This is a genomic window from Diaphorobacter sp. HDW4B (assembly GCF_011305535.1).
Classification (GTDB): domain Bacteria; phylum Pseudomonadota; class Gammaproteobacteria; order Burkholderiales; family Burkholderiaceae_C; genus Diaphorobacter_A.
The window spans coordinates 4,162,527-4,176,299 of sequence record NZ_CP049905.1; the positions used below are offsets into that span (position 1 = coordinate 4,162,527).

The 13,773-nt window shown below is 61.9% G+C and carries 14 protein-coding genes and 1 pseudogene; 2 read left to right on the forward strand and 13 right to left on the reverse strand.

The genetic code is table 11. The features are described 5' to 3' along the window. Positions 1-86: 86 nt before the first annotated feature. Positions 87-686 (reverse strand): DUF938 domain-containing protein, encoded by a 600-nt coding sequence (locus G7048_RS18970; protein WP_166069638.1) that lies wholly within the window; start codon positions 684-686, stop codon positions 87-89. Further along, complete coding sequence (locus tag G7048_RS18975) at positions 683-1,372, reverse strand: alpha/beta fold hydrolase (protein ID WP_166069639.1); 690 nt, start codon at positions 1,370-1,372, stop codon at positions 683-685. The genes G7048_RS18970 and G7048_RS18975 overlap by 4 nt, the downstream gene beginning before the upstream one ends. Positions 1,373-1,438: 66 nt before the next feature. On the opposite strand from G7048_RS18975, the gene G7048_RS18980 reads away from it, so the two are divergent. After that, on the forward strand, positions 1,439-2,182 hold the full coding sequence (locus G7048_RS18980) for an AAA family ATPase (RefSeq protein ID WP_166069640.1): 744 nt from the start codon (positions 1,439-1,441) through the stop codon (positions 2,180-2,182). A 65-nt stretch (positions 2,183-2,247) separates the two neighbouring features. Here the strand turns inward: G7048_RS18980 and G7048_RS18985 are convergent, their stop codons facing one another. From G7048_RS18985 to G7048_RS19005, 5 genes are all read right to left on the reverse strand, one after another. After that, positions 2,248-3,555, reverse strand: a complete 1,308-nt coding sequence (locus G7048_RS18985) for an amidase (RefSeq protein WP_166069641.1) — start codon at positions 3,553-3,555, stop codon at positions 2,248-2,250. Positions 3,556-3,651: 96 nt separating this feature from the next. After that, a complete protein-coding gene (locus G7048_RS28530; RefSeq protein ID WP_240933036.1) occupies positions 3,652-4,791 on the reverse strand; it encodes an MAPEG family protein in 1,140 nt (379 codons plus the stop codon). A 227-nt stretch (positions 4,792-5,018) separates the two neighbouring features. Further along, complete coding sequence (locus tag G7048_RS18995) at positions 5,019-6,572, reverse strand: fumarate hydratase (protein WP_166069642.1); 1,554 nt, start codon at positions 6,570-6,572, stop codon at positions 5,019-5,021. A 249-nt stretch (positions 6,573-6,821) separates the two neighbouring features. Beyond that, the gene (locus tag G7048_RS19000) at positions 6,822-7,379 is read right to left on the reverse strand and encodes a DUF3617 family protein (RefSeq protein WP_166069643.1); all 558 of its coding nucleotides are present in this window, start codon (positions 7,377-7,379) and stop codon (positions 6,822-6,824) included. A 17-nt stretch (positions 7,380-7,396) separates the two neighbouring features. Continuing rightward, a complete protein-coding gene (locus tag G7048_RS19005; RefSeq protein WP_166069644.1) occupies positions 7,397-7,717 on the reverse strand; it encodes a hypothetical protein in 321 nt (106 codons plus the stop codon). Here G7048_RS19005 and fumC point away from each other — a divergent pair. Further along, positions 7,716-9,110, forward strand: a complete 1,395-nt coding sequence (gene fumC, locus G7048_RS19010; RefSeq protein ID WP_166069645.1) for a class II fumarate hydratase — start codon at positions 7,716-7,718, stop codon at positions 9,108-9,110. The genes G7048_RS19005 and fumC overlap by 2 nt on opposite strands. A gap of 94 nt (positions 9,111-9,204) precedes the next feature. Here the strand turns inward: fumC and metC are convergent, their stop codons facing one another. The 6 genes and pseudogenes from metC to G7048_RS28785 form a co-directional block, all read right to left on the reverse strand. Continuing rightward, positions 9,205-10,467, reverse strand: coding sequence for a cystathionine beta-lyase (metC, locus tag G7048_RS19015; protein ID WP_166069646.1), 1,263 nt, complete (start codon positions 10,465-10,467; stop codon positions 9,205-9,207). Further along, positions 10,464-11,102 carry a cysteine dioxygenase family protein gene (locus tag G7048_RS19020; RefSeq protein WP_166069647.1) on the reverse strand — a complete coding sequence of 213 codons (639 nt, stop codon included), beginning with the start codon at positions 11,100-11,102 and terminating at the stop codon, positions 10,464-10,466. Before G7048_RS19020 ends, metC begins: the two co-directional genes overlap by 4 nt. A gap of 61 nt (positions 11,103-11,163) precedes the next feature. Further along, positions 11,164-12,036, reverse strand: coding sequence for an amino acid ABC transporter ATP-binding protein (locus G7048_RS19025; RefSeq protein ID WP_166069648.1), 873 nt, complete (start codon positions 12,034-12,036; stop codon positions 11,164-11,166). After that, the gene (locus tag G7048_RS19030; RefSeq protein ID WP_166069649.1) at positions 12,023-12,844 is read right to left on the reverse strand and encodes an amino acid ABC transporter permease; all 822 of its coding nucleotides are present in this window, start codon (positions 12,842-12,844) and stop codon (positions 12,023-12,025) included. The genes G7048_RS19025 and G7048_RS19030 overlap by 14 nt, the downstream gene beginning before the upstream one ends. After that, positions 12,834-13,586: an amino acid ABC transporter permease gene (locus tag G7048_RS19035; protein WP_166069650.1), complete on the reverse strand. Its 753-nt coding sequence runs from the start codon at positions 13,584-13,586 to the stop codon at positions 12,834-12,836. The genes G7048_RS19030 and G7048_RS19035 overlap by 11 nt, the downstream gene beginning before the upstream one ends. 62 nt (positions 13,587-13,648) lie before the next feature. Then, a pseudogene (locus G7048_RS28785) lies at positions 13,649-13,759 on the reverse strand (aspartate transaminase); the annotation flags it as partial. Positions 13,760-13,773 lie beyond the last annotated feature (14 nt).

Genomic DNA, 13,773 nt, shown 5'->3' on the forward strand with positions numbered 1-13,773 from the left:
CCCGCACGATAGCCGCGTTCACGCCGAAAGCACGTAGGACAAGAGGAAGCCGTGGTCTGGATTCGTGAACCAGGATTGCGAGCGGCTCAAGCCTGCTTCTCGAACACCAGCGTGCGGTTGTTGGCCGGCATGGCATGGTCTTGCAGCAGGCTCAGCGAGTGTTTTTGCGCGAGCGCCACCACCTCTTCAAAATCCCGGATGCCACTGAGAGGATCACGTTGTCGCAGCATGGCATCGAATGCGCGGTTGCTGTCGCTGGTGAACGCACCGCCGTAGTTGAACGGCCCGTAGATCACGAATCGTCCGCCTGCGGGAAGACGTTGCCCGACCATCTCCACCATGCGCTCCACCAGCGGCCACGACACGATGTGCGTGGTGTTGCTGGTGAATGCGGCGTCGAATGTTCCACTGGGCCATGCATTGGCATCGCTCAGATCGACCACCACGGGTGCGCGCAGATTGGACGCAGGCTGCTGCGCATGCCACGCCAGAATGCCCGGATGGTTCTGCTCCAGATCGCTGGTCTGCCAAGTCAGATGCGGCAGGCGCGGCGCAAAGAACACGCTGTGCTGACCTGTGCCGGAGCCGATTTCCAGCACATTGGTGCTGTGGGCAAAGGCGGTTTTCAACACATCGAGAATGGGTGCCTGGTTGTTGGCGCAGGCTTGGGAGAAGGGTGGGATCATGTCGGTAGGTTTTGGAAAAATGCACAAACGGCTTCCGCGGATTGCAGCGGGTTGGTTTGCAGCAGCAGATGGGGTCCGGGAATGTCGATGATGCGGCAATGCGAAATATTCCGCACGACCTGCTCGGCTGCCACGCGGGGCATGAGGCGATCATTTGCCGCGCGCAGATACAGTGTCGGCACGCGGATGCGGCTGCAATCACAGTGATTCAGCCGCAATGCAGTGCGCGCGCGAAATCGCAGGAGGTCGGCGGAAACACTGCGGAGAGCCGCTTGCAGCGATTGTTCGAGCTGCCGAGTTGTCCAAGGGCCGAACAGCCACCATGACAGCAAGTGTCGAGGGGCATGGTGAACCGGCAGCAAGGACAGAGCAGGTGTCAGCAGAGCGAGGTCGGGCAGCGGGCTTTGGCAAAAGCTTGCGCACAGAACCAAGCCCACAAGATTGGCGGGCGGCTTGTTTGCAATGGCCAGCGCCACGGGGCCGGAGAAGGATTCACCCAGAAGCACGAACGGTCTGTTGCTTGGCAGTTGGGCGCGGACCCATTGCTCCAGTTCGGCATAGCCCAACAACTGATCGGTTGGGTACGCAATGGCGACAGCCGACTCGAATGCTGTGCAGGCCGAAAGAAAATCGGCGTGCATGGTCGCCGTTCCGTCCAGACCGGGAAGCAATACGAGATCGGTCACCAAGGCTCCTGAAGATAGATTGGTGCATCATCGCATCAATCCAACATTCAAAGATCGGCCTTTCGAATGCTCGCCAGCGATTTCATCATTGATCTATCGGTGCTCAAGGAGCGCATCCCGACGCCGGATGCGTACCCATTCAATCTGCCGTTTGTTCGTGATCTGGAGCGGTTGAAGATCGATCCCAAGGTGACGTTGTTTGTGGGCGAGAACGGGTCGGGGAAGTCCACTTTGCTGGAGGCGATTGCGGTGGCGATGGGTTTCAATCCAGAAGGTGGCAGCCGCAATTTTCGATTTTCCACACGTGCATCGCATTCGGAATTGCATCAATGCCTTCGCATCGCGAAAGGCTTCAAGCGGCCACGCGATGGGTATTTTCTGCGCGCAGAGAGCTTTTTCAACGTTGCTTCGGAAATTGAAAATCTTGACAGGGAAGAGTCCTTTGGGCCACCTGTGATCACGTCATATGGTGGTCACTCGCTGCACGAGCAGTCGCACGGGGAATCGTTCATCACCCTGCTAGAAAAACGGTTTGGTGGACTGGGTCTCTACATCCTCGACGAACCCGAAGCGGCCCTGTCGCCGCAGCGCCAGCTCACGGCTTTGAAGCGCATGCATGCGCTGGTGAAGCAGCGCTCGCAGTTCATCATTGCCACGCACTCGCCCATTTTGATGGCCTACCCGGGGGCGCTCATCTACCAGTTTTCATCGGAGGGCGTGCGGCAGGTTGCGTACCGCGAGACCGAGCATTTCAAGGTGATGCGCGAGTTCATGCTCGATCCCGAAGCCGCTGTGAAAACGCTGCTGTAGCGCGCGTGAAAAAGCCCGTGACTCCTGCGAGCCACGGGCTTGGTGCTGACAAGGCAAGGCGCGATTTAGCGCAGTGACTCCACCTGCGATTGCAATGTCGCGCACATGGCAAGCAGGTCGCGGTCGCGGTGGCGGCGTGCCACGACCATCAGGCCGACGGGCAACTGTCCGGTGCCGACGCGGATCGGCAGCGACATGGCGGGCAGGTCGTAGAAGTTGAACACCGATGTGTTGCGCAACACCAGCATGTTGGCTTGGTTGAACGCGTCGGCGGTGGACAGGCTTTCGATGGTGGGCGCAACGATGGCCACGGTGGGAAGCATCAGCAATTCGCAGTCGGCGATGCGTGCATCGAGTGACTGCTGCAGTTGTGCGCGTGCGCGTTGCAGGCCGACGTAGTGCGCGGCGGGAATGGTCTCTCCGCGCTGGATGCGTGCGAGCACGAACGGGTCGATTTCATTGGGTTGGGTCGCCAGCGTTTCGGCGTGAATGTGTGCTGCTTCGGCGGCGGTCAGCGTGCCGTTTTCCTGCAGCCTGAAAGGGGCGCTGCACCAGTCGTCGAGCTGCATGTCGTCCACGCGGCAGCCCGCTTTTGACAGCGCTGCCACCACTTGCTCGAATGCGGCTTGCACGGCGGCATCGGTTTGGGTGAACAGCAGCCCGCGAGGAATGCCGATGCGCAGGCCGCGCACTTCGCGCACGGGCAGCGTGCCAAGTGGCTGGCCACTCATCACGGCGTCGGTCTGTGCGCAATCCAGCACGTTGTTGGCGAGTGGGCCAACGGTGTCCAGACTGAACGACAGCGGAAATGCGCCGTCACGCGGCACGCGGCTTTGGGTGGGTTTGAAACCTGTCACGCCATTCAGCGCAGAGGGAATGCGCACGGAGCCGCCGGTGTCGGAGCCGATCGAGATTTCCGACAGCCCGCGCGCGACCGCCACACCTGCACCGGAGGACGAGCCGCCAGGAATGCGTGTCACATCACGCGCATTGCCGGGCGTGCCGTAGTGCGGATTGATGCCGATGCCCGAGAACGCAAACTCGGTCATGTTGGTCTTGCCGATGATGACTGCACCCGCCTGGCGCAGACGCTGCACGATGAGCGCATCCTGCTTGGCAGGCGCTGCGGACTTCAATACGGCAGAGCCTGCGGTGGTGACTTCACCGGCGATGTCGTACAGATCCTTGACGGAGACGATGCGGCCGTCGAGCGGGCCGAGCGTGATGCCGCTTTTCGCGCGCTCGTCCGCAGCGCGCGCGGCGGCGAGGGCGCTTTGCTCATACACATGGGTGAAAATGCGGTGGCCTTCGTCGCCGGTGTCCTGAATGGCTGCGAGCGTCTGCTCGGTGCGCTTGGTGGAGCTGGTCTGCATGTCGTACGGTCCTCTGTGGTCACGCCACTGCATTGGCTGGCGGTCGAAACAGAGATCGTACTGCGGCATCTGGCTCGCGGGAGAAAGAAGCCGCAATCAGGTGTGAGAGATGAGCGCCGTGCCGAGCAGCAGCCACTGCAGGGTCAGAATCACATTGCTGGTTGCAAACAGCGCAAAGCGATGCAGCACATGGTTGTAGGTCAGGTGCACAAAGCTGTGCAGCACGCGCAGCACCACGTAGGCCCAGGCGAGGGTCACCAGCCAGGTGCTCTGCACGCCGGTGACGTAGGTGAGCACGCAGACCACATAGAAAAGCATCGGCAGTTCGAGCAGGTTCATGTAGTTGCGGTTGGCGAGGATGAGGGCCTCCGGCAGCGGGCCCGATTCACCGTATGCGAACTGGTCGATGTCCGCCTCGCCGCGCAGGGTGGCGCGCACGCGGCGGCAGGCGATGTTCACGGCCATGCACATGGTCCATGCCGCCAGCGCGAACAGGGGCCAGAGAATCGCGGGGGAGTTCGGCATGCTGAGGTTCCTTGGCGGTGGAGCGGGTGGGGCAACGCGGGTTGCGCAATCGGCGCTGCTGGCATCGCATGACTCGGCATTTTGCACGGGACGCTCTTCAGGCTGGGGCGGGGCAGGCGCTGCGCTTTCGAAGCGGACGGTCATGACCGGGCGCTCGCTCAGTTCCTGAATTTTCCACGCATAGTCACCCTTGCCGAAGAGAGGAGTGGAATGCGCGTTGTGCGAGAGGACCTTGGCGTTGCTTGGCAGGTGGATCTTCAAGGTGCCGTTGGGCTGGATGTGGAGGGAGGACAGCTCCTTCAGATTTCCTTCCTTGACGGCGTTCGATGCAATGGTGGTGACGCCCGTGTTCGGGTCGGTGACGATCTGCAGAAAGTTGAACAGATGCGTCGATTCGGTGGCCGCCCGCTTGCCTTCGCTTTGCAGCTCGAAACGCCCGTTGCCGACGTACACGGCCTTCTTGACCTCGGGGTTGCTGCGGATCTTGATCGCTTCGTTGTCGAGATCCTGCTTGGCCTTTTCGTTCAGTCCACCGAGCTTGGCCAACTGAACGATGGCGGGCACATCGACGGCCGTTCCGGCGAACTTGTAGCTGTAGCTGGCATCGGCCTGGTAGTCGATCTCGGCGGTGAATTTTTCGGGGACCATGCATGCGCCCAGCATGATCGATAAGGAGGCGAAGCCCGCGAGTCTGACGATTTTTTTGAGCATGTTGGTCTGCGGCAAAAGTGATCGAAAGATCGTATTCAGAGCATTTGCGCAGACCCCTTGTTCAGGTCAATGCATGGGACCGAAACTGGGTGCTGGAAAGTGGATCAAGGTCACGAAATATGAGGTGCTCCGTAGAGGGGAAACATGCATTGCATGTTGTAGCCAGCGCGCAAAAAAGAAAACCGCCCGAAGGCGGTTTTGGCAGGCGCGGGGTTCGCGGTGCGGGCTTATTCAGCCGCGACAGCGATGCCCTTGAATTCGCCCGAAGCGATGCGCTTGCTCCACTCGGCTGGGCCGGTGATGTGGGCGCTGGTGCCACCGGAGTCCACGGCCACGGTCACGGGCATGTCGACCACGTCGAATTCGTAGATGGCTTCCATGCCCAGATCTTCGAAGCCCACCACGGTGGCGTGCTTGATGGCCTTGGAGACCAGGTAAGCCGCGCCGCCCACAGCCATCAGGTATGCACTCTTGTGGTTCTTGATGGATTCGATGGCGACCGGGCCGCGCTCGGCCTTGCCGATCATGGCGATGAGGCCGGTCTGCTCCAGCATCATGTCGGTGAACTTGTCCATGCGGGTGGCGGTCGTCGGGCCGGCTGGGCCAACGGCTTCGTCACGCACGGGATCAACCGGACCGACGTAGTAGATCACGCGGTTGGTGAAGTCCACGGGCAGCTTTTCGCCCTTGGCCAGCATGTCCTGGATGCGCTTGTGTGCAGCGTCGCGGCCGGTCAGCATCTTGCCGTTCAAGAGCAGCGTGTCGCCCGGCTTCCAGCTGGCGACTTCTTCCTTGGTCAGCTTGTTCAGGTCGACCTTCTTGGACTTGTTGTAGTCCGGTGCCCAGTCGATCTTGGGCCACAGGTCGAGCGATGGAGCGTCCAGATACACCGGGCCGGAGCCGTCGAGCACGAAGTGCGCGTGACGGGTTGCGGCGCAGTTCGGGATCATCGCCACGGGCTTGGAGGCCGCGTGCGTCGGGTACATCTTGATCTTGATGTCCAGCACCGTTGCCAGACCGCCCAGACCTTGCGCGCCGATGCCGAGGGCGTTGACCTTCTCGTAGAGTTCCAAGCGCAGCTCTTCGACCTGATCGAGCTTCTCGCCGCGTGCCGACTTGGCCTGCAGCTCGTACATGTCCAGGTCTTCCATCAGGCTTTCCTTGGCGAGCAGAACGGCCTTTTCTGCCGTGCCGCCAATGCCGATGCCGAGCATGCCCGGTGGGCACCAGCCCGCGCCCATTGTGGGAACGGTCTTCAGAACCCAGTCGACCAGGCTGTCGCTGGGGTTCATCATGATCATCTTGGACTTGTTCTCCGAGCCGCCGCCCTTGGCCGCCACGGTGATGTCCACGGTGTTGCCGGGAACGATCTGCACGTTGATCACGGCAGGGGTGTTGTCCTTGGTGTTCTTGCGGGCGAAGTGCGGATCGGCCACGACGGACGCGCGCAGCGTGTTGTCGGGGTGGTTGTAGCCACGGCGCACGCCTTCGTTGATGGCGTCTTCGAGGCCGGCGGTGAAGCCTTCCCACTTGACGTCCATGCCGACCTTCAGGAACACATTGACGATGCCGGTGTCCTGGCAGATCGGACGATGGCCGGTGGCGGACATCTTGGAGTTGGTCAGGATCTGCGCCATCGCATCCTTGGCCGCAGGGCTTTGCTCGCGTTCATAGGCGCGGGCCAGATGCTGGATGTAGTCAGCGGGGTGGTAGTAGCTGATGTACTGGAGGGCACCTGCGATCGAGTCGATCAGGTCCTGCTGGCGGATGGTTGTGGTCATCGTGAAGCTTGCTAGGGTTTTAGGAACGCGCCGGGGGAAGCGCAGAGAAAACCTGCCAATTATCCGCTGAAGCGCCCAAACGCTGCCGGGAAAACCCGAGAAGTCTTATAGAGGACTCGACCGCTTGCCGCATCGCGGAATGGTTGAGGCCTTGTGCCTGTCATGTAACCGCTGCCAGTCAAACAACAAAAAGGCACCCGCTCGGGGTGCCTGCGTCCCGTCAGCCAGACGGTGGAATGCGTGCCGGACTTACTTCTTCTGAGGCGCTTGCTGGGGCTGGGCCATGCTCAGCAGGTTCATTTTCTGGCCGTTGACGATCACGTCGCCGGGCTTCTGGTCGGCCTTGCACGGGCCGATCCACTTGGCGACCATGACGGATTTGGATGTCGAGATTCCAGCCATCGGCGGATTGAAGGTCGAGTCGGCGGACAGGGTGTATTCCTTCTCGAAGTCACCCGAGGTGACGCTCTTGGTCTCCAGCTTCGAGGGGCCCATCTGGCAGATCGAGTGGCCGATGTACTTGCCGCCGTCCTTCTTGTTCTCGTTCTTGTCACACTTCATGTTGTTCATCATGCCGCTGCCCATCTTCTGCAGCACCTTGTCGCTGGCAGTGTCCACGCACTGCTGCATCACCTGTTCGGGGTTCTTGGTGGTGCCCGTGGTGCCGCTGGTGGTGATCTGCCACAGGCCCGCCTTGCGGGTGGGCATGTCCTGGGCGGAGGCCGTCAGGGGCAGGGCACCCGCGACAAGGAAGAGCATGGCAGCGGCCTTGACGGAGCGAGTGGAAAGTGGGCGGAACAGGTTCATGTCGGATTCCTCTTGGATCAGTGGATGAAGAAAGAAAAAAGAGACTCTGCCGTTGCGTTGATGGCTCGGGCTGTTGTGGTGCGAGCGGGGTTCGCGGGGATTATTGGCTGATTGAGGTCATTTGCAGCCGCAAATTTCGTAACTGAATATCGCAAGCCTGTCGCGCCATCGTGGTTTCTGGCGACTGCGCTAGCATGTTGATAGAAGAACGTGACCACGTTCTGACAGGTTTCCATCCCTGCGGCTTGCTCCAGCCAGCGTCCTTGACTCGCTTCCTTTCGGACGAACTGCCAGCCACGCGCACCGCTTTTGTTTGTTCTCTCAAGGAGTATTCCCATGACGACTGCTGTACGGCAGGAGAAAGACACTTTCGGTTTGATCGACGTTCCCGCCGACAAGCTCTGGGGCGCGCAGACGCAGCGCTCGATCCAGAATTTCAAGATCAGCGGTGAGCGCCAGCCCACCGAAATCATCCACGCGCTCGCGCAGGTCAAGCGCGCATCGGCCACGGTCAACAGCAAGCTCGGGCTGCTCGACGAAAAGAAGACCCAGGCCATTGTCGCTGCGGCAGATGAAGTGATCGGCGGCAAGCATCCCGATGAGTTTCCGCTGGTGGTGTGGCAGACCGGCTCGGGCACGCAGACCAACATGAACGTCAACGAGGTGCTGGCCAATCGCGCCAGCGAGTTGCTGGGCGGTGAGCGCGGCGAGTCGCGCCTGGTGCATCCCAACGACGACGTGAACAAGAGCCAGTCGAGCAACGACGTATACCCCACCGCCATGCATGTGGCAGCGGTGACGGCCATCGAGCAGAAACTGCTGCCCGCGATCGCGCGTCTGCACAAGACGCTCAAGGCCAAGAGCATCGCGTTTGCCGACATCGTGAAGATCGGCCGCACGCACTTGCAGGATGCGACACCGCTCACTTTGGGGCAGGAAATCTCGGGCTGGGTGGCGCAGCTCGAACATGGCGAAAAGCACATCAAGGCTGCGTTGCCGCATCTGTATGAACTGGCGCTGGGCGGCACCGCAGTCGGCACCGGCTTGAACGCGCCCAAGGGCTATGCGGAAGGCGTGGCGGCGGAGATCGCGAAGATCACTGGCTACCCGTTCGTGACCTCACCGAACAAGTTCGAATCGCTTGCAAGCTGCGATGGACTGGTGCACGCGCATGGCTCGCTCAAGACGCTGTCAGCCAGCCTGATGAAGATCGCCAACGACGTGCGCTGGCTGGCCAGCGGCCCACGCAGCGGTCTGGGCGAGTTGTCGATTCCCGAGAACGAACCCGGCTCGTCGATCATGCCCGGCAAGGTCAATCCCACGCAATGCGAGGCGATGACGATGCTGTGCGCGCAGGTGTTTGGCAACGATGTGGCGATCAACTTCGGCGGTGCGTCGGGCAACTTCGAACTGAATGTTTTCCGTCCGCTCGTTGCGCACAACTTCCTGCAGAGCGTGCGCCTGCTCGCCGATGGCATGGTGAGCTTTGACGAACACTGCGCAGTCGGCATCGAACCGAATCGCGAACGCATCGCCGAACTGGTGGACCGCTCGCTGATGCTGGTGACGGCGCTGAACACCCACATCGGCTACGACAAGGCCGCCTACATCGCCAAGAAGGCGCACAAGGAAGGCGCCAGCCTGCGTGACGCGGCGATTGCCAGCGGACATGTGACTGGCGAGCAGTTCGATCAGTGGGTTGTGCCGGGGAACATGGTGGGCAATCTGTAGTTTGCCCTTGGGCATTCCTCGGGCTGACTGGAACGATTGCCCAAATGGAAAAATGCAGCCGTCTGGCTGCATTTTTCATGGTGCTTTTGACGGTTCAGGCCGCCAGACGTTGACGCTCCCTGCCGCTCAATCGGTCAAACGCCTGCGCCAAGTCGGTGATCAGATCGACTGGGTCTTCGAGGCCGATGTGCAGGCGGACGACGGGTTGTGTGCCGGTCCAGATGCTGTGTTCGCGAAGGCGTTCCGGGGCGGCGATGAGGGCGAGGCTTTCGTAGCCGCCCCATGACGCGCCGATGGCGAAGTATTGCAATGCGTCGACGAAGGCGTCGGCTTCCTGTGCGCTGATGCTGTGGCTCAGCTCGAAGGAGATCAGACCGCTTGCGCCGGTGAAGTCGCGTTTCCACAGCGCATGGCCGGGGTCGCTGGGGAGTGCGGGGTAGAAGACGCGTTGCACTTTGGGGTGCGATTGCAGCCACTCGGCGATGGCGGTGGCGTGGCGTTGGTGCTGTGCCAGGCGCACGGGCAGCGTGCGTATGCCGCGCAGTGCGAGATAGGCGTCGTCTGCGCCGATGGTGAGGCCAAGGGCTTCGTAGGCGGTGGCGATTCTGGCCGAGAGTTGCGGCGAGTCGGTGACCACGATGCCTTGCATCACATCGGAGTGGCCTGCGATGTATTTGGTGGCGGCCTGAATCGAGATGTTGGCGCCGAGCTTGAGCGGTTGATGGAACCAGCCTGCGCTCCAGGTGTTGTCGGTGGCGACGGGTATGCCGCGTGCTCTTGCGATGGCGGTGAGCGCGGGGAGGTCCAGCACTTCGTAGAGCAGCGAGCTTGGCGATTCGAGATAGATGAGTTGGGTGTTGTCGCGAATCTTCGCGGCCAGATCGTCTTGCGAAGGCGAGAAATATTCCAGCGTGATGCCAAGGCGCTGGAGCAGCGTGCTGTCCACGCGGCGCACGGGCGAGTAGACGCTGTCGGCCACCAGCGCATGGTCTCCGGGCGATAGCAAGGCGATCAGCACCAGCGTGATGGCAGACAGGCCCGAGGGGGTGAGGAAGGCGCGGTGCCCGCCTTCCAGCGAGGTGACGGCGTCTTCGAGCGCGCGATGGGTGTCGAGGCCGTGGCGTCCGTACGATGCGACGCGCTCCCCATCGGCGCGGCGATGGTGGTGATCGTGCAGCGCTGCGGTGTTTTCAAAGCGCACGGTGCTGGTGCGGACGATGGGGACGTTCACCGGCCCCGATCCGCCATGCAATCGGGGCGAGCCGGCATGCAGCAGGCGGGTCGATGGACCGGCCTGTTCGTTGTGCGACGACGGGGTGTTTGGTGTGCCTGATGTGCTTGGTGCGCCGCTGCTCATGCCACTTCCTCGCTGGGCACAAAGTAGGCCTTGTTGTAGTTCTTGATGGCGCCGGTTTCCAGATCGATGGCGATGCGACCCGTGAGGGATTCGAGCGGACGACCGTACAGGTGAAAGTGCAGCGTGGGCGAGTCTCCCGCCACATGGATGCTGTGGATGTCGTCGGGCAGAAAGGCAATCGGTGCGCCGGGCTGCACGGTGAACTCGCGCTTGAGTTGAATCTGTGCGCGGGTTGGATCGCGGCCGTCATCGGTGCGCTGGTAGACGCGGTTGAGTTCTTCGCCTTCGAGCGCGACGATCACGGCCCAGGTGGTGTGGTTGTGCGGGGCTGTGGTCTTGCCGGGATTGATGGAGTTGAGGTACAGCGCCAGACCTTCTTCGCCATCGGCAGGATTGAGGCGGTAACGCGTCGATGCGCCCACGCCTTCATGCTCGGCGGGTGGTGGAAAGTCGGCGCGGCTGAAGAGTTCGGTGTGGGAGGCCAGTTGCTCCAGCTCGGATGCGACCGAAGCCAGCGCCGCGCGGTCGGGCGACTTGCCGTTCAGCAGCGTGCGTACCTGGTTCAGGAAGGCGTCCACGGCTTCGCGGCGTGCCGTGGTGATGGTGGTGATCGAAGTCTCTGTTGTAGTGCTCATGGTGTAGGCCCTCGTGGTGGTGGTGTGAGGTGAGGTGGAGTGGCGTGAGATGAAAGAACGGTCAGAGCGCAAAGCGCAATTCGTCGAAACGCAGTGGCACAAAGGCACTGGCGTCGAACGTGGCGGATCGCGGACGTGCCACATCGCCCAGTGCGCGTTGCAGAAACTCGCGTGTGCGTTCGCTGCGCGGGTGTTCGAAGATCTGGGTGGCGGGTCCGCTTTCCACGATGCGGCCCGCTTCGGTGAAATAGACCCGGTCGCTCACCTCATGCGCGAATCGCATTTCGTGCGTGACGAGCACGCAGGTCATGCCGTCGCGCACGAGATCGCGGATCACGGTCAGCACCTCGCCCACGGTTTCGGGGTCGAGGGCCGATGTCACTTCATCGAACAAAATCAGCTCGGGTCGCATGGCCAGTGCGCGTGCAATCGCCACCCGCTGCTGCTGGCCGCCGGACAGTTCGCCGGGATAGGCGTTCTCCTTGTGGTCAAGGCGCACCTTCTGCAGCAGCGCACGCGCTTCGCGTTCGGCACTTGCGCGGTCGGAACCTGCGACCAGCGTGGGCGCGATGGTCAGGTTCTGCAGCACGGTCAGGTGCGGGAACAGGTTGAACTGCTGGAACACAAAGCCCACGCGCTTGCGCAGTGCGATCAGGGCGGCCTCGGATTTCAGGGTGTCGACGCGCGTGTCGCCCACCAGAATTTCTCCACGTTGCGGCCGAAGCAGGCCGGTGATGCAGCGCAGAACGGTGGACTTGCCCGAGCCCGATGGACCGATGATGCTCACGGCCTCGCCGCGGCGCACTTCCACATCGATGCCCTTGAGCACCGCGTTGTCGCCGAACGAGAGATGCACGTCCTTGAGTTGCACCAGCGGTGCCGTGGGTGCAGCGTCGGCGCGGGCGATGCGGAGAAAGGATTCAGTAGCGTTCATGGCGTCTTTCGATGGCGCGAGTCGCGCGGGCAATCGGGTAGCAGTAAGCGAAGAAAAAGGCCAGCAGCACAAAGTACACGAGGATGGTGAAGTCTGTGCGTGCCACGGTGTTGCTGGCGATCTGGGCGGTGTCCACCACATCGTGCACGCCCACCAGCGATGCGAGTGAAGTGCTCATGGTGATGCTGGCGTAGAGGTTCATCCACGGCGCGAGCATGCGGCGCAGACATTGCGGCAGCACGATGCGACCGAAGATCTGCGTGCGCTTGAGGGCGAGCGATTGCGCGGCCTCCCATTGCGCGCTGGGAATGGACTGGATCGCGCCGCGAAAAATCTCGGCGACGATGGCGCTGGTGGGCAGCGCAAGGCCGAGCACGACCTTCACCCAGTCCGGAAATGGCGTGCTGAATTTGCCGAGATGAATCTCGAACGGAAACACGTAGGTGGTGAAGTAGATCAGCACCAGCGTGGGCGCATTGCGGAAGATCTGCACGTACCAGCGCACCAGCACGCGCACTGGTTGGACGGGTGATAGCGCGAGCGCGCCCAGCACCAACCCTGCGACCGTGCCGAGCAGCATGGCCAGCACGCTGATGCCGATGTTGACGCCCATCCCGCGCAGCATGGCAGGCAGCCATTTCCACAGATGACTGACGGCGAGCGGCGTGGTGCCGCTCAGATTCCACCAAGTCACCACGCCCACCAAGGCGATGGCGAGTGCCAGCCACGCATGGCGTGTGGAAAGCGTGCTCACTGTCGGTGTCCACGCCAGATGAGGAGGGCGGGCGAGGGCGAGATCATTGGCCATAACCGGGCATCCTCCAACGTTGTTCCAGATGGCGGCCTGCGAGCGACACCAGCCAGGTCAGCAGTCCGAACCAGATCAGGATGAGCAGCAGCAGTTCCAGCACATTGTCGCGTTGCGACCAGATCATGATGGACTCGTAGGTCACGTCCCCCACAGCGATGGCGGATGCGACGGCGGTCATCTTCACCAGATCGACCAGATTGTTGATGAGCGACGGCAGCGCAAAGCGCACGGCCAGCGGCAGTTGCACGCGCCGCAGCAACTGCGCGCGCGACATGCCCAGCGAGCGCGCGGCTTCCAACGTGGTGGCCGGCACGGCATCGATACCGGCGCGCAGTGCCTCCGCATGGAACACGCCCTTGTGCAGCGACACGACGATGACCACCCACAGAAACGGCGTCAGCGGATTGTTGCCCGCACCCCATTCGCGCAGTTGCTGCGTGATGAGCATGTTGAGCACGAGAAACGCGCAATACAGTTGCACCAACGTAGGCGTGTTGCGTGTGACTTCGATGAACGCACGCGTGGCATTCACTAGCCAGGGGCGGTTCGATGTCAGAAACGCGGCCAGCACCACACCGGCGATCAGGCTGCATGGAATGGTGAGCAGGCACAGCTCCACGGTGACGCCCAGCCCGCGAATGAAGGCTCCGCGCTCGGTGGCGTCCAGCAGAAAGTCGTAGTTCAGGCCGAAGGATTTGAGCGTTTGTACGACCTGTGAAAGCAGCGGCAGATGGCTCATGCGGGCCGCTCCGCAACTGGTACAGACTCTCTTCGGTCGTGGACGGCCTTTGTGGGATTGCCGGGCGTGCCTTTGTTGGCCAGAACGATGGTGGGAAACGAGGGTCGGTAGGGCGCTGGGATGATGATCTCGTCTCCCGGATTCCGCGTGGCGGCTAGCGCGGCGTAGATCACGAGGGATTTCTTCA